This is a genomic window from Escherichia sp. XD33, assembly GCF_019375075.1.
Lineage (GTDB): Bacteria > Pseudomonadota > Gammaproteobacteria > Enterobacterales > Enterobacteriaceae > Enterobacter > Enterobacter flexneri_A.
The window spans coordinates 43,377-62,204 of record NZ_JAENDM010000025.1 but is presented as its reverse complement, the minus strand read 5'-3'; the positions used below and the strand labels follow the sequence as shown (position 1 = coordinate 62,204).

16 protein-coding genes are annotated in these 18,828 nt (G+C 46.8%); 6 read left to right on the top strand and 10 right to left on the bottom strand.

The window, feature by feature from the left end; all coding sequences use genetic code 11:
* Positions 1-121: 121 nt before the first annotated feature.
* From K0778_RS15580 to K0778_RS15560, 5 genes are all read right to left on the bottom strand, one after another.
* Positions 122-688, bottom strand: coding sequence for an inovirus-type Gp2 protein (locus K0778_RS15580; protein ID WP_000287905.1), 567 nt, complete (start codon positions 686-688; stop codon positions 122-124).
* Positions 689-715: 27 nt separating this feature from the next.
* On the bottom strand, positions 716-1,330 hold the full coding sequence (locus K0778_RS15575) for an inovirus Gp2 family protein (RefSeq protein ID WP_000628304.1): 615 nt from the start codon (positions 1,328-1,330) through the stop codon (positions 716-718).
* Positions 1,331-1,725: 395 nt separating this feature from the next.
* Positions 1,726-2,286, bottom strand: a complete 561-nt coding sequence (locus K0778_RS15570) for a DNA-binding protein (RefSeq protein WP_020218894.1) — start codon at positions 2,284-2,286, stop codon at positions 1,726-1,728.
* 221 nt (positions 2,287-2,507) lie between these two features.
* Complete coding sequence (locus tag K0778_RS15565; RefSeq protein ID WP_024201514.1) at positions 2,508-3,254, bottom strand: hypothetical protein; 747 nt, start codon at positions 3,252-3,254, stop codon at positions 2,508-2,510.
* Positions 3,255-3,316: 62 nt separating this feature from the next.
* On the bottom strand, positions 3,317-3,544 hold the full coding sequence (locus K0778_RS15560) for an AlpA family transcriptional regulator (RefSeq protein ID WP_000265818.1): 228 nt from the start codon (positions 3,542-3,544) through the stop codon (positions 3,317-3,319).
* Between the two features lie 779 nt (positions 3,545-4,323).
* On the opposite strand from K0778_RS15560, the gene K0778_RS15555 reads away from it, so the two are divergent.
* Positions 4,324-5,928 (top strand): hypothetical protein, encoded by a 1,605-nt coding sequence (locus tag K0778_RS15555; RefSeq protein WP_000256688.1) that lies wholly within the window; start codon positions 4,324-4,326, stop codon positions 5,926-5,928.
* 82 nt (positions 5,929-6,010) lie between these two features.
* Here the strand turns inward: K0778_RS15555 and K0778_RS15550 are convergent, their stop codons facing one another.
* From K0778_RS15550 to nfeF, 3 genes are all read right to left on the bottom strand, one after another.
* Complete coding sequence (locus K0778_RS15550) at positions 6,011-6,607, bottom strand: hypothetical protein (RefSeq protein WP_000268404.1); 597 nt, start codon at positions 6,605-6,607, stop codon at positions 6,011-6,013.
* A 129-nt stretch (positions 6,608-6,736) separates the two neighbouring features.
* On the bottom strand, positions 6,737-8,053 hold the full coding sequence (locus tag K0778_RS15545; protein WP_000290290.1) for an integrase arm-type DNA-binding domain-containing protein: 1,317 nt from the start codon (positions 8,051-8,053) through the stop codon (positions 6,737-6,739).
* 296 nt (positions 8,054-8,349) lie between these two features.
* A complete protein-coding gene (gene nfeF / locus K0778_RS15540; RefSeq protein ID WP_001066494.1) occupies positions 8,350-9,114 on the bottom strand; it encodes an NADPH-dependent ferric chelate reductase NfeF in 765 nt (254 codons plus the stop codon).
* Positions 9,115-9,401: 287 nt separating this feature from the next.
* Between nfeF and nfeR the strand changes: the two genes are divergently transcribed.
* Entirely contained in the window at positions 9,402-10,025 is a 624-nt protein-coding gene (nfeR, locus tag K0778_RS15535) for a DNA-binding transcriptional regulator NfeR (protein ID WP_000018003.1), read from the top strand.
* A gap of 153 nt (positions 10,026-10,178) precedes the next feature.
* Here nfeR and aer read toward each other — a convergent pair whose 3' ends face one another.
* Positions 10,179-11,699: an aerotaxis sensor receptor Aer gene (gene aer / locus K0778_RS15530; protein WP_063084603.1), complete on the bottom strand. Its 1,521-nt coding sequence runs from the start codon at positions 11,697-11,699 to the stop codon at positions 10,179-10,181.
* A gap of 417 nt (positions 11,700-12,116) precedes the next feature.
* Here aer and ygjG point away from each other — a divergent pair, with 417 nt between their 5' ends.
* Positions 12,117-13,496: a putrescine aminotransferase gene (gene ygjG, locus K0778_RS15525; protein ID WP_032152130.1), complete on the top strand. Its 1,380-nt coding sequence runs from the start codon at positions 12,117-12,119 to the stop codon at positions 13,494-13,496.
* A 41-nt stretch (positions 13,497-13,537) separates the two neighbouring features.
* Here the strand turns inward: ygjG and K0778_RS15520 are convergent, their stop codons facing one another.
* The gene (locus K0778_RS15520) at positions 13,538-13,870 is read right to left on the bottom strand and encodes a tRNA-binding protein (RefSeq protein WP_000450594.1); all 333 of its coding nucleotides are present in this window, start codon (positions 13,868-13,870) and stop codon (positions 13,538-13,540) included.
* A 218-nt stretch (positions 13,871-14,088) separates the two neighbouring features.
* On the opposite strand from K0778_RS15520, the gene ebgR reads away from it, so the two are divergent.
* From ebgR to K0778_RS15505, 3 genes are all read left to right on the top strand, one after another.
* Positions 14,089-15,072: a transcriptional regulator EbgR gene (gene ebgR, locus K0778_RS15515; protein WP_063084604.1), complete on the top strand. Its 984-nt coding sequence runs from the start codon at positions 14,089-14,091 to the stop codon at positions 15,070-15,072.
* A 183-nt stretch (positions 15,073-15,255) separates the two neighbouring features.
* Complete coding sequence (gene ebgA, locus K0778_RS15510; protein WP_063084605.1) at positions 15,256-18,348, top strand: beta-galactosidase subunit alpha; 3,093 nt, start codon at positions 15,256-15,258, stop codon at positions 18,346-18,348.
* Complete coding sequence (locus tag K0778_RS15505) at positions 18,345-18,794, top strand: beta-galactosidase subunit beta (protein WP_001219954.1); 450 nt, start codon at positions 18,345-18,347, stop codon at positions 18,792-18,794. Before ebgA ends, K0778_RS15505 begins: the two co-directional genes overlap by 4 nt.
* Positions 18,795-18,828 lie beyond the last annotated feature (34 nt).

Sequence of the window (18,828 nt, the reverse complement as noted above, 5' to 3'; positions counted from 1 at the left end):
ACACATTGATTGCCCCTCAATAATCCTGCTGTTAACATCAAAATTGTTGGTCGGGCTCGATTTATTTAATTGTGTAAACAGGGTCTCTCAGAGAAAGGCCCTTATGCATCACCTGACGTCGTTAAAAGTCACTACACCCAAGATGACGTTCAATGGCACCATGCGATTCAATGTAAGCCTGGGCCGTCTGTTCCAGTACACCAGGCTCAGCGTTGTATGTGTTAGCTGCATCAAATACCAACGACAGCACTTCAGGATACACAACCAGATGTGTAATGGAGTTATCTTCACCCAATACTTTTCCCCACGCCTGCTCAATCAGATTTCTGAGAGCCACCACCTCACGACTCTTACACCAGACATCGTTATTAAGTAGCAGTACCATAAGATAAGGAGTGGTATCGTTAGCCACAGCTTCCCTACTCCAGAGATAATATAAAGGGGCGGGCTCAACAGATTTATCTTTACGTCGCTTGCACTGCAAATATTCAGAAATTAGTCTATGCAGTTCACCAGTAAAATCAGCCATCAGAGAGGGAATTGCCTTGTTCATACCTGGGCAAGGTATTAATTTAAATTGTAATAATTTAATTTTAGGATGTGTAGCTGCAGCCCGATACAGAGTTGCAAGGACATACTTTTGCCAGAGGGCGTTACAGGAAAGCTTAACGTTTGATTCTGTATACATAATAAATCACCTTACAGTTACAATAGGTCAAAAACCGCTGTAGCCAAAGTTACGCTGGCCTGATGCTTTAGTGTCGAGCTTCGTCAGATAATCCAGACGTGCCAATAAGCGCTGATATTGCTCAGGGAAATCAGGATCGTTAATATCCAGGATGTAACGTCCATTAGCAGGGAAATGAACTAGTCCCTGGTGATCTTCCAGTTCTAACCCTAAGGCACTGTACCAGGCTCCGGTAATTAACCCTCTCAGGGTGTCAGAGCGCTCATAGTCTCCCAGGTGGTAATAGGCGTCTTTGTTAAAAAAAAGGCAGACGTGATAATGACATTTAAAGGACTGCGTATATTCTTTCGCCCAGATAATACAAACCGACGTTGCGTAGGTGCGTTTGCCTTGTTGTTTTTTACGGTGTTGATCTGCATTAATTTTCGCATTCAGCGAGTTACGGAAACGAGATATCTCTCCGGGACTCAGGTTAGGAAAACAGGTAATGGTATCCCCGTTGTCAATCACGGGAGGATAATGGAGATCCACCCGTATTGCCGTTATTCTGGGATGTTTCTGGAAGAGGTTATTCACCTGGTTTCTTATTTTTAACCCGTGAGCCTCATGACATTCACCGTAAAGAGTTTCAATCGTAATCATGTTAATATTCCTTTTGCTTTCAGAGATAAGCTAATAGTTAACCTACCCAATACATAACAGAAGCAGATATTAATATTCGTATCAGTAGTTCCCAGAGGGATATATAACCCTCTGGGCGTCAATTAAGAAAAACGCTACTGCCTATTGTTACATTAGAGAACAGGATGATGTTACACAGTTACATTAGAACGTTCTAAAACATTAAACAGAGTTATGATCTACACACAACTAATTATTTGGTATCAGAATACCATTAGCTCTATTAGTACATCATATCCATCATTACACATATACTATACATCACAGATATAATATATCAGATATAATATATATTACCTATCCAACGCACATGTATTTATAACTCCATTGCCAATAGCTACAAGGACTATAAAATGTTACTCTGCAGTTAGATCAACAATACCTTTATCCCAGTGTCTTTTTACAGTGGATAAACTGATGCTTAATTTTCTGGCTGTTTGTGACTGACTGAACCCCTGCAATTTCAACTGTCTGATATTTTTACTATGAATACTCCCTTCTTTCCTTCCTGGTTTTCTTTTAATTTTCCGGATACTGATGTCGGGAATTTTTCCTCTAATATCTGTAGGTAAAATCATCCCGGTGAGTACCACAGGAATATCATCACCATCCGGCAACTCTGATGACGTAAAAAAGCAAATATTAATACCTTGTCTGATACTTAAAGATAAAACCTCCTGTATTTTTTTCGGCGTATTACCAAAACAAGTTAACGATTTAGTAATCAGAATATCACCCCTTTGCATATCCTGTGTCAGGAGTCGAACTAACCGTTTTCTGTCTGCCAGAGTATAATCCGGGCGACCCAATTCGCCTGTTAACTGCAATAGTGGTTCTTTAAAATATCTCTGAATCATGGATTTTAAGCGATTAAGTTTTGACCATTTTTCAGAGTCTATGTATGCAAAACTCGCCATAATGCCTCAAACTGGTGTCATGAATTAATTATTGAACCTGTTTTTTCCTGAGTCGCATTACTCTTTTCTAAGGGAGGCTCTCCAGATACATCGGAAAAGTACTCGATAAAAGAGTTGGCCACTCCCGGGTAATGATTGCTCTCTTTAACCTCAGAAAGCGGTTTCTGTTCATCATTTACACCACGATTTCTGGGTTATGAATAAATCTACGCGGGCCATAATCATTCATCTTCAAATGGGTTAATAATAATAACATCTCCACCTGTTCTGGAACTTTGTGAAACTTCCTCTGTTCTCAGAACAGGCACTATTACAGCCTTATTATTGATATAAAAAATCGGAATATGAAAAGTACAAAATCCTGTACTACGAATCTGATGTCGCCTCACTGTTTCTTTCGTACCATACTCAATCAACTCATCTATCGGCAGGCAAACTGAATTGCAAAAGTCAAAAAAATAATCCCCAAAAACACTGGTTTTAATCAGAATGGTTTTATAAAACCCTCCTGCACGATTCAGGGTATGGGAAACTTTTCTGTTCGTGTAAATACAAATTGCCTTCTCAACTTTATAATATTCCAGCATTAAGGTCGCATTCTCTTTAATTCCCTTTTTCTCTGCAACTCCCATAGCATTTCTGGTGCTTTCATGAGGAAATATCTTTCTATCGAGAACATCATATTCATATTTGATATGCGATTTATAAATGCTATGAAAAAACTCTCCTTTTGTTATTTCAGGCTTTGTCCGTTGCACAAATGGTTCCTCATTAAAAAACTGACGTAGCTTATCCTCTATATCAGTTATAGCAGCAATATTTTCATTTATCCTGTTTAAAACAGGAGCCCCTAGCTTTAAACACTCTTTAATCGCTGCTGAAAATGAGCATTTTTTTAAATGCTGATACTTTTTAATTACATCAACTTCATATGTTTCTGCAAGAGAGAAAGAGACACGTTTCATCATGAAACTCCTTTTTAATTATAAAATTAAAATATAGAAATATATATTATTCTGATACTATAAGGTTAATACTGACTAATCCACCACAATAGATCACTTAATAACCACCCACAGGATTTCTTTCCAATAGTTTTACGTGGCGGGAATTTTCCTTCACGTTCCAGTTTCCAGGCTTGTGAACGAGAAATAGACGTAATTTTCTGGCGTTCCTTTTCTCGTACCAGTCTGTCACAGGTGTATCCATAGATCTTCAAAATTGATAAACGGTTCTCATCTCTTAACGGCTTCCACATATTGCTCTCCTTATATATTCATGATTTTCAGATTGTATATGCATGTGAGCTGCTCAAATCACTACATCTATCTGTAGTGGTATGCTGTTGAACAGCACCAGCAACTCACGAGCAAAACAATACATTTGCACAACCAAGAAATCAAATTGCGAGAAATGATTTAATTAACTGACTTCTAATAACACAATAACAACAAAGAAAGTCACAATATAAAAATAACTTAAACAATGCTTTTTGGTATACAAAATAAAAATCAAAATCACAATATTCGTAGGTTATTTTATGCAGACAAAAACAAAAAAAATCTTGTTATAATCTATGATATCAAGAGGAGGGGTAGTGACCAAAAATTCTCCCCAGAAAAGCCCCCACAACATTAGTTTGAAAACGTGACGAAGTTCACAAAATTATCTTCTGGCGATAATAGAACTTGTAAGAGGGAGTTGATTTTTGCCAACTTTCTAAAGCTAAAGTGCAGACAAAAGATAATAATTGAATGAAAACGATACATATTTTCAGATGAAAGTGACGTGACTGTAGAGGGCTATAACCGTAAAATCATTTGCGTCCTGAGCAATATGCAACAAAAGGGAATGCTCGTAAAAAAATCAGGAATAAACGCTAAGGATATCGTATTAGATTCAGCATCGTATAATGCCACTGCATAACTGATTCCCATTTCGTAGAGGCTGTTAACTCTGTATCAATGTCCTGACAAAGGACTGTATCAAGTTTCTCTACTGGAAACAGCTATGCAATAGACGGAAGAATTTAACATTATGGTAACTAAAAAGGTAAAAACAAACCACCCGTACTATCGTGTTTTATCCGGCACCTCCATGCCGTTTCCCCACATACATGAAGCTGTTTCCGAACAGTTGCTTCTACTCATTTTCAAAGCACGCAGATTGTATCTGGATCCAGAATATCGTCCTTGGTTTGATGAACAACATCGGATTCTCTCGGCATTACGCGCTAACACAAAACTCCAAAGTATTTTAGAGAAAAACAGAGAGAACTACTCCATAAGTGAGACCGATAATCCACTATCTAAAGATCTGTATGCTGCTTTTCAGGTTATGTGCCATTTATACAATGGTTTTGATAACAGACTCGTCAGCCTGAAAACCTGGGGAGATATGAACAGGGAACCAACAGCAAAATTTGTCGGCCAAAATAGTGGTGGCTGGAAAACACCTGAGATGGAAGAATTCGTCAGAAACGATTTGTTCAATATTCTGACAGATTGTAAAGCTCATTGCTCACCACTTCCCGCTCTGGTTCGACAAGGATATTGCCATCAGGATCTTTCTGTTGCGCACTCATGTACTAAAGAATTACTGGAACAACTGAACCGATACCATCAAATTGATGAATCAGCGATACTTGCCAGAACCCTTGGTTTGGCTATTAACAACTGCTATCACTCAGAAACAGAGATTCCTGAATGGCTTTCTCCTTTTGAAAATGAATACAAAAGTCCCTGGAATTGTGAGAAACCAGATACTAACGATGTGAGTAAACTTAGAAAACAATTGCTAACAATCGGGCGTACAGAATTCGTGGACAAAATGTTTTCGCTAGCCAACAAAAATGCAACAAAGATAATATATGATGGATACGTTAAACTTTATGCTCTGGAAATATATGAATGGTTAAATAAATTAGTGCAATATTTTAAAGGAAATGATTTTATTCGTTACACCTGGAAGTTCACAACAATTATTTCCGATGAAAGTGACACGATTGAAAACACCACCGCATGGGAAAAAGACTATTGTCAAATCACTATACAGCGTGATGAACTTCTGAAACTGATTTATACCAATACCCTGCAGGATGCAGCAATGAATCTTGCTGATTGCCTGCAACAGGCATACACAGAACCGTTAAAAATGGAAATAAATTATCCAGGAATAAACATTGATGCAAAAGAGCGTAAAATTAGAAAATCTATTGAATTCAGGAGCGAACTGAATAACTTCACAAACATCATGAAACAACTGGAAATATTTGAAAAATGGTATAACGCCAATAAAATTCTGTTGGTAAGTAACAAAAAGATACGTACAGAAAAGATTGACGTGAATATTCGTCTTGCAGGACTAAAAGGCTATGATCTGAATGAAGGTATACCTGATGGTCAGGGACGCAGAATTAAAGATGGTGTGAATGAACTTGTCAAGGCAGATGGCAGTCTACAACTTCCACAAGATATCAGTGACACTTCGCTTAACCGTTACCGTCAAGCAGTTCAACACATTATTAAGGATGAGATCGACACGTTGCTGATAGCACAGAGGGAAAAAAATAAAATAAATCCATATAGCGAAGATAGATACTCGATACGACCTTTATGGGGAAAATGTCTGGTCGAACAGTAACTCACTGAGAAAGGGGATAGCAGTTCGCTATCCCCAAAGGAGACTTTCCAGCAAGATCTCAAAAAATGAGACACTCAGCAAATTATGCGGCTTTACCATTAACAGATTCAGCCACAAGAACGACAGCGTGTCTGTTTCGCTCAGGATGTTCACTCCAGATTTCTGATTCCGGGATGCTTTTCCCGTCATAACTGATCCGTTCGCCATCAAACGGGTAATACCGTGCGGAATCAGTATCTAAAATAAACACCTTCAGATTCGTTGAACGACGCGCAATATGCTGCCAGAGAGCTTTACCTCCTTCATATTGCTCGTTATCACTTAATAGTACAACGCCCGCTTTTGTGACTATCGTTTCATAAACAAACGTTGCAAGACCAACATCACGTACAGCGCCATCGACAACAATCCCTTCAATCTGAGCAACATCCTGTTCTTCCCAGAATTTCTGGACAAACACGCCTTCAAGCCGGGGACGACGCTGAAGCTCCAGAGTGGCAACAACCTTATGGCGAACATCACCATCAATAACAGAAGGTGCAGCTTCGATTACCGCAGCAAACGGAGTCTTTGGATCCCAGATGATCTGGTAAAGCACGCCCTGAATAGTTACTCCATCCAGTATCGAAAAACGACGAGCTACAGTAGCAGGGGAGTAAGACATTGGAATTACAGCCATTTTTGAATCCCCTCTGAGTAATACCGGCACGAAAATTTACCTCAATAATTATAGTAAACAATACAAGAACCAAGTGCATCAACAATACCCATCAATTGTACACAATTCGTACAGCAACCAGGAACTCCCTCACCTTCTGCCAAACAGATTGACAACATTATTGCCTGTTTGCTGTTGATAGTTATTAACCCGGTCCTCCCAGATCTCAAGTGCTCTGCGTTTTTCTGGCAAATAATCGTATCGATCATAATGTTTTGAACTGACATCGTTCAACGCATGATTTTGAATACGATCGCGGATTTCCTTACTGATCCCAGCTTCTCCCATTAACGTTTTACAGGTCCGACGTAAGTCACGTGCTGTAAAAATTTTAAAGTCAGGATTAAAAGCCCGGAAATACATGATAGCGCGAGCCAGACTGTCCGTACGAACCGGACGCTTACCATTAGTCGAAAGTGGAAAAATGTAAGGGCTGGATTTTTCTTTTGTTAACTCCTGCACACAGGATAATTCCTGTAATGCTGATTCAGTCAACGGTATCAAATGCTCTCGTTTATTTTTAGAGACATCAGCAGTCACCAGCAGCGTTTTTTGTTGAAAATCAACATCACACCACTGACTGGCGATCATTTCGAAAGGACGTTGCCCTCCGGTATAGATACAGAATCGGATCAAATGTTGCATCAATAATCCAACGTTGGTTGCTTCAGCAAAATGTTCCATTAGAAAACGCAACTCTTCAAGTGTCAGCCAGGTATCACCGACTTTTTCAGCAGATGACTGTTTCGGTATCACTGACACCGGATTTGCCTCCAGCCCAAAAGTAATCCCTACACTTGTGTTCATCGGATCGTTATCTGCTTTCAGTCCATAGTTAAATGCAGCCATCAGGTAAGAACGGATCCGGTTAGAGTGAACCACAGCACCGCGCTGAATGATCCCGGCCAGGATATGTTTAATCTGTCCGGAAGTCACATCTTTAGCTTTAGTTTCACGGGGGATCACTGTATAGCATTCATTTTCAAGGCGTTTCAGAACATCCTGCCATGTCCTCTTATTATCAATTTTCATTTTGTTAACATAACCATGAATCAATGCTTCAAATGAGCCCTGTGATTGATGGAGTTGTATCCGCTGCTGTTCTGCAAACTGTTGTCGTTCCAGTTCTGCCTGGGGATCCTTTCCTTCAATGAGCCAGGCACCATACTTTTTTGCCAGTTCATTCGCTGTGGCCAGTTTCATCTCAGGCCATATACCCAATTGAATGAATCTTTCTTTTTTCCCTTTTTCCACGTAATAGCGGAAATAGAAAATCTTGCTGCCAGAAGGCTGAACTTTGACACCAAGTCGTCCAGTGCCACGTTGAGAGCTGTTGCTCCAGACATAGAACGATGTCTTTTTTGCTTTCAATGCTCGGATGGCTGTTTCAGTAAGATTGACGGCCATAGAACCTCTTTTCTAAACCAGTAACAATCAGAATAACTCGTGATTTTGGGTCAGGTAATGGGTCAGGTAACGATCGTACAATGAAGAAAAAACGGAACCAAGCGGAGACAGGGAAAATCACATAATCTATTGATTACAAACAACTAATAAAGCAATCACGAACAAACAAAAACAATATAGAACGAACTTGCCTCATGACTCATAATCGCTTGGTCGCTGGTTCAAGTCCAGCAGGGGCCACCAGATATAGCAAAGGCTGACGAGAAATCGTCAGCCTTTTTCTTTTTATATATCAGTTACTTTGCGTGCCAGTAAGCCGCTGCACGTACCCGCTGTGGGTCATACTGTTCCGCTTCAAAGCGGCGGCTTAAATTCTTAACGACTTTACCTTCGCCGGTTATCCAGATGAAGTAATCATCGGCAGGGATTTGCATCTGCGCCAGACGCGCATCTACCGCCTGCTCATCATGTGCCAGCCATTCGATATTAAAACCATCAAGGTGCGCGAGATAATCCTGACAGGCGTTATCCCGCACGCTAACCAGCGCACTAACTTGCGGTTTAACGGCAAGTTTGCTCAACGTTTCCAGGCGGCGGCGCAATGCGGGCATTCCGGATTCATCGCAGACATACAGCTGATACGCGTAATCTTCCGGCACCACCAGCGAACCGCGCGGACCTGCCACCGTAAGTTTATCGCCCGGTTGCGCCTGCATCGCCCAGCCGCTGGCGACCCCACCGTCGTGAATAAAGAAATCAATCGCCAGTTCATGGCGTAGTTCGTCATACAGCGGCGTATAGTCACGCGACGGTGGGCGTGGTCCTTCCGGCCAGACGATGCCCTCTTCCGTTACCGTTGGCGGCACAAAGTGAGCGTCAGGTTGAGGAAAGAAGAGTTTGCTGTGATCGTCAAAGCCACGCGATGTAAAACCGTCCAGCGCCTCGCCGCCGAGGACAATGCGCTGAAAACCGGCGCTGATGCGCTCAACGCGTAACACAGTCAGTTCACGGAAGCGCAGATCATTGCGAACGCGCTGCGGGTAGCGGGGGGTGTTATTCATTGTTATCGCCTTCGTGATGATAATCAGATATATCTAAATAAAACTCGCAAATGATAATGATTGTTAATCATGATAAATGCAAGCGATTTGTAGAACTGATATGTCTATAGTCTGATAAGACGAACCGCCTCTTCTCAGGCATCATTACTCAACGCCGGATGCGGCGTGAACGCCTTATCCGGCCTACGTGTGAGATGAGTCCACGTTTAAAAATCATTTTTACACTTGCAAGAACGCTCATATCAGATATAAATTAGATATATCTAATTAAGCAAAAGGAGGCTGATATGAGCCATCATCACGAAGGGTGTTGTAAACATGAAGGCCAGCCACGCCATGAGGGCTGCTGCAAAGGTGAGAAGTCAGAACACGAGCACTGCGGACACGGTCACCAGCATGAACACGGTCAATGCTGCGGTGGTCGCCACGGTCGCGGCGGCGGTCGTCGGCAACGTTTCTTTGGTCACGGTGAATTACGTCTGGTGATTCTGGATATTCTCTCGCGCGATGACAGCCACGGTTACGAATTGATTAAAGCGATTGAGAATCTAACCCAGGGGAATTACACCCCAAGCCCGGGCGTCATCTACCCAACGCTGGATTTTCTGCAGGAGCAGTCGCTGATTACCATCCGCGAAGAGGAAGGAGGTAAGAAGCAGATTGCGCTGACCGAACAAGGAGCGCAGTGGCTGGAAGAAAACCGCGAACAGGTGGAGATGATTGAAGAACGCATCAAAGCGCGTTGCGTTGGCGCGGCGCTGCGCCAGAACCCGCAAATGAAGCGGGCGCTGGATAATTTTAAAGCGGTGCTGGATTTACGCGTCAACCAGAGCGATATCAGTGATGCACAAATAAAAAAGATCATTGCGGTGATCGACCGCGCCGCTTTTGATATTACGCAACTGGATTAATCGCCGCATCCGCCAGTGGCGCGGTGCAATTGCCGGATGCGACGCTTGACGCGCCTTATCCGGCCTACACCCGCTACACACCCCGCAGGCCTGATAAGATGCGCCAGCATCGCATCAGGCATTGTGCTCCAACCGCCGGATCCGGCATACCGATTAATGCAGCACCGTCACCGCGTCTTCCAGTCGGCTGGCGCGGTGTTTCACCATCGCCGACACCTGCGCACTCTCTTCCACCAGCTCGGCATTTTTCTGGGTGATCAGGTTAAGCTCATCCACTGCACGGGTCAGGCTGGAAAGCCCATCGGCCTGTTCCAGCGTTGAATGGCTAATCTGGGCGATCAACTGGGTGACGTTTTTCACCTGTGCCACAATATCTTCCATCGTCCGTCCGGCGGCGTGTACCTGCTGCGAACCGGATTGCACCTTATCAGCACTGGCATCAATCAGCTTGCGAATATCGTTGGCAGCATTAGCGCTGCGGCTGGCTAAATGACGCACTTCCCCTGCCACCACTGCAAAACCTTTGCCCTGTTCGCCGGCACGCGCCGCTTCCACCGCCGCATTCAGGGCCAGAATATTGGTCTGAAACGCAATATCGTTAATCAGCGAAGTAATGGTGCCAATGCTCTGGGTACTGTCGGCGATATCGTCCATTGTCTTGATCACCGTGGTCATCGCCTCCCCACCCTGCACTGCCGCATTACTGGCGGTGATAGAAAGTTTATCGGCAGCCGACGCCGTGGCAGAGTTCTGTTTCACCGACGCCGCCATTTGGTTCATGGTCGCCACCGTTTGCTGAACGTTATCAACTGTCTGCTGGGTATGTTCGTTCAGTTCATCGGTGCCTTTCGCCAGCGTCTCACTGCCATTTCTGACACTGGACACCTGGCTTGAGACATCGTTAATTAGCCAACGGCACATCAGGCCAAGCTGCCCTACCGCGCGTAATGTCAGCCCCAGCTCATCGCTGCGATTCAGGTGCTCAACACTATTACGCTCTCCGGTCGCCACCTTCAGTGCCTGACGGGCGACATTTTCTATCGGGCGCACAATCTGCCATTCAAAACAAGCGCTTGCCAACAATACCACTAACACACAGAGGAAATACGTCACCACCGGGGCAGCAACAAACCAAAGCATGGCCGCCAGCAAGATAAACATCAGGGTCATCACGCCACGCGCCCGCCAGCGAAGCGGTAATGAAGGCAGTTTACCCAGCCAGCCTTTACGCACCACCAGGCCTTTATGAATACGCTTACTGGTACGTCCGGAGTTCAACGCTTTGTACAGCGGCTCCACCGCCGCGATCTCTTCATCCGTCGCCCGGGTACGAATCGACATATAGCCACTGATTTTTCCCTCGCGCACCATCGGTACCGCATTGGCCCGCACCCAATAATGGTCGCCATTTTTGCGGCGATTTTTCACGATGCCGCTCCAGGGCTCCCCTTTTTTCAGGGTGAACCACATATCCGCAAACGCCGCTTTTGGCATATCCGGGTGACGCACCATGTTGTGCGGCTGCCCTTGTAACTCTTGCAAGGTAAAGCCGCTCACCTGCACAAAAGTGTCATTAGCATGAGTGATATAGCTTTGCAGATCGGTAGTGGACATCAGAGTGGTATCGTCTGCCAGCGGGGTATTTTGCTGGGTGACATACGGATGAGAAGACATGTTCGCGTCCTGTGCAGGTTATATGGTTGTTAACTTCTTGTCAGAGTTTATGTCGGCCCCGCTGCGGTTATCTTTAACCGATTAATTTGATTTAGATCGCAATTTGCGATTAAAGCACAAATCTAATTCGTTGATTTAAAATACTTTCACTCTGTTACTATACGAAAACGTTAATTATCTTGCCCAAAAATCAGGCAGTTAATGCCCTGAAAGCGTGCATTTGCGCAGCAATCATCAAATCCATACCCGACAAAAACCGTGCAAAATAACAACAAATGTTAACATATAGCATTAAATATTGCTCAAATGATAACCGCATTTGTGTTTATCCCGATTTTCGCGATCGCAGCCGGAGTGGCGCAATCCCTGCAATACTTAAATCGGTATCATGTGATACGCGAGCCTCCGGAGCATATTTTGAACAGGTTACCTTCGAGCGCATCGGCTTTAGCGTGCAGCGCCCACGCCCTGAATCTCATTGAAAAGCGAACGCTGGATCATGAGGAGATGAAAGCACTTAACCGAGAGGTGATTGAATACTTCAAAGAGCATGTCAATCCGGGGTTTTTAGAGTATCGCAAATCTGTTACCGCCGGCGGGGATTACGGAGCCGTAGAGTGGCAAGCGGGAGGTTTAAATACGCTTGTCGACACCCAGGGAGAGGAGTTTATCGACTGCCTGGGAGGTTTTGGAATTTTCAACGTGGGGCACCGTAATCCAGTTGTGGTTTCCGCCGTACAGAATCAACTTGCGAAACAACCGCTGCACAGCCAGGAGCTGCTCGATCCGTTACGGGCGATGCTGGCGAAAACCCTTGCTGCGCTAACGCCCGGTAAACTGAAATACAGCTTCTTCTGTAATAGCGGCACCGAGTCCGTTGAAGCGGCGCTGAAGCTGGCGAAGGCTTATCAGTCGCCGCGCGGCAAATTTACTTTTATTGCCACCAGCGGCGCGTTCCACGGTAAATCACTTGGCGCGCTGTCGGCAACGGCGAAATCGACCTTCCGCAAACCGTTTATGCCACTGCTGCCAGGGTTCCGTCATGTGCCGTTTGGCAATATCGAAGCCATGCGCACGGCTCTTAACGAGTGCAAAAAAACCGGTGATGATGTGGCTGCGGTGATCCTCGAACCGATTCAGGGTGAAGGTGGCGTAATTCTGCCGCCGCCGGGCTATCTCACCGCCGTACGTAAGCTATGCGATGAGTTCGGCGCACTGATGATCCTCGATGAAGTACAAACGGGCATGGGGCGCACGGGCAAGATGTTCGCCTGCGAGCATGAGAACGTACAGCCGGATATCCTCTGCCTTGCCAAAGCGCTCGGCGGCGGCGTGATGCCGATTGGCGCGACCATCGCCACTGAAGAGGTGTTTTCAGTTCTGTTCGACAACCCATTCCTGCATACCACCACCTTTGGCGGCAACCCGCTGGCCTGTGCGGCGGCGCTGGCGACCATCAATGTGTTGCTGGAGCAGAACTTACCGGCTCAGGCTGAGCAAAAAGGCGATATGTTGCTGGACGGTTTCCGTCAACTGGCGCGGGAATATCCCGATCTGGTACAGGAAGCGCGTGGTAAAGGGATGTTGATGGCGATTGAGTTTGTTGATAACGAAATCGGCTATAACTTTGCCAGCGAGATGTTCCGCCAGCGCGTACTGGTGGCCGGAACGCTCAATAACGCCAAAACGATCCGCATTGAACCGCCACTGACACTGACCATTGAACAGTGTGAACTGGTGATCAAAGCGGCGCGTAAGGCGCTGGCGGCCATGCGAGTAAGTGTCGAAGAAGCGTAATATCAAATCGGATGGCGATACGACGTCGCCATCCGATCTTTTTATACGACGCGTACGCCCGCAGGCATCATCCGCTCCGGCGTTAACAGCACGCTTTCACTGCCGTCATCGGTTTCCGCACACAACAGCATGCATTCCGACGTTTCACCACGCATTTTCGCTTTTTGCAGATTGCATAAGACCACCACCGTTTTCCCCATCAGCTCTTCTTCGCTGTAGTACGGCACCAGGCTGGTCACGGTTTGCAGCGTTTTTTGCCCCACATCAACCTGTACGATGTACAGCTTGTCGGCGTTTTCATGGCGTTTCACTTCCACAATCTTTCCGACGCGCATTTCCAGACGTGCAAAATCAGCGTAAGCCACGGTTTCCATTGCTTCCTCCCTTAGGGTAAAATTTTACTAAACTATAGCAAAAGTTTTTCTCAATCCTGTAGGCTAAAAATGGAGAATGCAGGCGTGATCACATTCGTGAGCCGCTGTGTTACCGTTACAGCGTCAAAGAAACGCGCTTTATTTACTGAAAACAGGTGACCCGATAAGCACTTCCTCTACAATGGGGGCGCACATCAGGGAAAGTAAAAAAGGTAAACATGGCAACACTAAAAGACATCGCAATCGAAGCTGGCGTATCCCTGGCGACAGTATCCAGGGTCTTAAATGACGATCCGACATTGAATGTGAAAGAAGAGACGAAACATCGCATTCTCGAGATCGCCGAAAAGCTGGAGTACAAGACCAGTAGTGCCCGTAAACTCCAGACAGGTGCAGTCAACCAACACCATATTCTGGCTATCTACAGCTACCAGCAGGAGCTGGAGATCAACGATCCTTACTATCTGGCGATCCGCCACGGCATTGAAACCCAGTGCGAAAAACTGGGCATCGAGCTCACCAACTGTTATGAACACAGCGGCTTACCAGACATTAAAAACGTCACCGGTATTTTAATTGTCGGCAAACCCACGGCCGCCCTGCGCGCCGCTGCCAGCGCGTTGACCGACAATATCTGTTTTATCGACTTTCACGAACCCGGCAGCGGTTACGATGCGGTGGATATCGATCTGGCACGCATCAGTAAAGAAATCATCGACTTCTATATCAACCAGGGCGTTAATCGTATTGGTTTTATTGGCGGTGAAGATGAGCCTGGCAAGGCGGATATTCGTGAGGTCGCCTTTGCGGAATATGGCCGACTGAAACAAGTGGTACGCGAAGAGGATATCTGGCGCGGCGGTTTTTCCAGTTCGTCGGGTTATGAACTGGCAAAACAAATGCTGGCGCGGGAAGACTATCCGAAGGCACTGTTTGTTGCTTCCGATTCCATTGCTATCGGCGTACTGCGGGCAATTCATGAACGAGGCCTGAACATCCCACAGGATATTTCGCTTATCAGCGTTAACGATATCCCCACCGCGCGATTTACCTTTCCGCCGCTCTCCACCGTGCGCATCCATTCCGAGATGATGGGAAGTCAGGGCGTTAACCTGGTGTATGAAAAAGCCCGCGATGGTCGCGCGCTGCCGCTGTTAGTCTTCGTTCCCAGCAAATTAAAACTGCGCGGCACGACCCGTTAAATCCCCTTACACACTGTCCGGCAATCGTTTTTGCCGGACAGTGCTGCCGTTTATTTTCGTGATCCAGTTAAAGTAAATGCATTTACCTGCTACTTTTTAGTAAAAATTTTACTAAACTCCCCAGCAATTACACAAACTACCATCACCATGAATGGTTCCGATTTCTCTCTACCGGGAGGCCCTATGAATCGCTGGGAAAACATTCAGCTCACCCACGAAAACCGACTTGCGCCGCGTGCGTACTTTTTTTCATATGATTCTGTTGCGCAAGCGCGTACCTTTGCCCGCGAAACCAGCAGCCTGTTTCTGCCCTTAAGCGGTCAGTGGAATTTCCACTTTTTTGACCATCCGCTGCAAGTACCAGAAGCCTTCACCTCTGAGTTAATGGCTGACTGGGGGCATATTACCGTCCCCGCCATGTGGCAAATGGAAGGTCACGGCAAACTGCAATATACCGACGAAGGTTTTCCGTTCCCCATCGATGTGCCGTTTGTCCCCAGCGATAACCCAACCGGTGCCTATCAACGTATTTTCACCCTCAGCGACGGCTGGCAGGGTAAACAGACGCTGATTAAATTTGACGGCGTCGAAACCTATTTTGAAGTCTATGTTAACGGTCAGTATGTGGGTTTCAGCAAGGGCAGTCGCCTGACCGCAGAGTTTGACATCAGCGCGATGGTTAAAACCGGCGACAACCTGTTGTGTGTGCGCGTGATGCAGTGGGCGGACTCTACCTACGTGGAAGACCAGGATATGTGGTGGTCAGCGGGGATCTTCCGCGATGTTTATCTGGTCGGAAAACACCTAACGCATATTAACGATTTCACTGTGCGTACCGACTTTGACGAAGCCTATTGCGATGCCACGCTTTCCTGCGAAGTGGTGCTGGAAAATCTCGCCGCCTCCCCTGTCGTCACGACGCTGGAATATACCCTGTTTGATGGCGAACGCGTGGTGCACAGCAGCGCCATTGATCATTTGGCAATTGAAAAACTGACCAGCGCCAGCTTTGCTTTTACTGTCGAACAGCCGCAGCAATGGTCAGCAGAATCCCCTTATCTTTACCATCTGGTCATGACGCTGAAAGACGCCAACGGCAACGTTCTGGAAGTGGTGCCACAACGCGTTGGCTTCCGTGATATCAAAGTGCGCGACGGTCTGTTCTGGATCAATAACCGTTATGTGATGCTGCACGGCGTCAACCGTCACGACAACGATCATCGCAAAGGCCGCGCCGTTGGAATGGATCGCGTCGAGAAAGATCTCCAGTTGATGAAGCAGCACAACATCAACTCCGTGCGTACCGCTCACTACCCGAACGATCCGCGTTTTTACGAACTGTGTGATATCTACGGCTTGTTTGTGATGGCGGAAACCGACGTCGAATCGCACGGCTTTGCTAATGTCGGCGATATCAGCCGTATTACCGACGATCCGCAGTGGGAAAAAGTCTACGTCGAGCGCATTGTTCGCCATATCCACGCGCAGAAAAACCATCCGTCGATCATCATCTGGTCGCTGGGCAATGAATCCGGCTATGGCTGTAACATCCGCGCGATGTACCATGCGGCGAAAGCGCTGGATGACACGCGACTGGTGCATTACGAAGAAGATCGCGATGCTGAAGTGGTCGATATTATTTCCACCATGTACACCCGCGTGCCGCTGATGAATGAGTTTGGTGAATACCCGCATCCGAAGCCGCGCATCATCTGTGAATATGCTCATGCGATGGGGAACGGACCGGGCGGGCTGACGGAGTACCAGAACGTCTTCTATAAGCACGATTGTATTCAGGGACATTATGTTTGGGAGTGGTGCGACCACGGAATCCAGGCGCAGGATGACAACGGCAATGTCTGGTATAAATTCGGCGGCGACTACGGCGACTATCCCAACAACTATAACTTCTGTCTTGATGGTTTGATCTATTCCGATCAGACGCCGGGACCAGGCCTGAAAGAGTACAAACAGGTTATCGCGCCGGTAAAAATCCACGCGCTGGATCTGACTCGCGGCGAGCTGAAAGTCGAAAATAAACTGTGGTTTACCACGCTTGATGACTACACCCTGCACGCAGAGGTGCGCGCCGAAGGTGAAACGCTCGCAACGCAGCAGATTAAACTGCGCGACGTTGCGCCGAACAGCGAAGCCCCCTTGCAGATCACGCTGCCGCAGCTGGACGCCCGCGAAGCGTTCCTCAACATTACGGTGACCAAAGATTCCCGCACCCGCTACAGCGAAGCCGGGCATTCTATCGCCACTTATCAGTTCCCGCTGAAGGAAAACACCGCGCAGCCAGTGCCTTTCGCACCAAATAATGCGCGTCCGCTGACGCTGGAAGACGATCGTTTGAGCTGCACCGTTCGCGGCTACAACTTCGCGATCACCTTCTCAAAAATGAGTGGCAAACCGACATCCTGGCAGGTAAATGGCGAGTCGCTGCTGACCCGCGAGCCAAAGATCAACTTCTTCAAGCCGATGATCGACAACCACAAGCAGGAGTACGAAGGGCTGTGGCAACCGAATCATTTGCAGATCATGCAGGAACATCTGCGCGACTTTGCCGTAGAACAGAGCGATGGTGAAGTGTTGATCATCAGCCGCACGGTTATAGCACCGCCGGTGTTTGACTTCGAGATGCGCTGCACCTACATCTGGCGCATCGCTGCAGATGGCCAGGTTAACGTGGCGCTTTCCGGCGAGCGTTACGGCGACTATCCGCACATCATTCCGTGCATCGGTTTCACCATGGGGATTAACGGCGAATACGATCAGGTGGCGTATTACGGTCGTGGACCGGGCGAAAACTACGCCGACAGCCAGCAGGCTAACATCATCGATATCTGGCGCAGCACCGTCGATGCCATGTTCGAGAACTATCCCTTCCCGCAGAACAACGGCAACCGTCAGCATGTCCGCTGGACGGCACTGACTAACCGCCACGGCAACGGTCTGCTGGTGGTTCCGCAGCGCCCAATTAACTTCAGCGCCTGGCACTATACCCAGGAAAACATCCACGCTTCCCAGCACTGTAACGAGCTGCAGCGCAGTGATGACATCACCCTGAATCTCGACCACCAGCTGCTTGGCCTCGGCTCCAACTCCTGGGGCAGCGAGGTGCTGGACTCCTGGCGCGTCTGGTTCCGTGACTTCAGCTACGGCTTTACGTTGCTGCCGGTTTCTGGCGGAGAAGCTACCGCGCAAAGCCTGGCGTCGTATGAGTTCGGCGCAGGGTTCTTTTCCACGAATTTGCACAGCGAGAATAAGCAATGAGGATCATCGATAACTTAGAACAGTTCCGCCAGATTTACGCCTCTGGCAAGAAGTGGCAACGCTGCGTTGAAGCGATTGAAAATATCGACAACATTCAGCCTGGCGTCGCCCACTCCATCGGTGACTCATTGACTTACCGCGTGGAGACAGACTCCGCGACCGATGCGCTATTTACCGGGCATCGACGCTATTTTGAAGTGCATTACTACCTGCAAGGGCAGCAAAAAATTGAATATGCGCCGAAAGAGACATTACAGGTAGTGGAATATTATCGTGATGAAACTGACCGTGAATATTTAAAAGGCTGCGGAGAAACCGTTGAGGTCCACGAAGGGCAAATCGTTATTTGCGATATCCATGAAGCGTATCGGTTTATCTGCAATAACGCGGTCAAAAAAGTGGTTCTCAAAGTCACCATCGAAGATGGTTATTTCCATAACAAATAACAACTACGGCGGCAAAAGGAGTTTGCCGCCACCG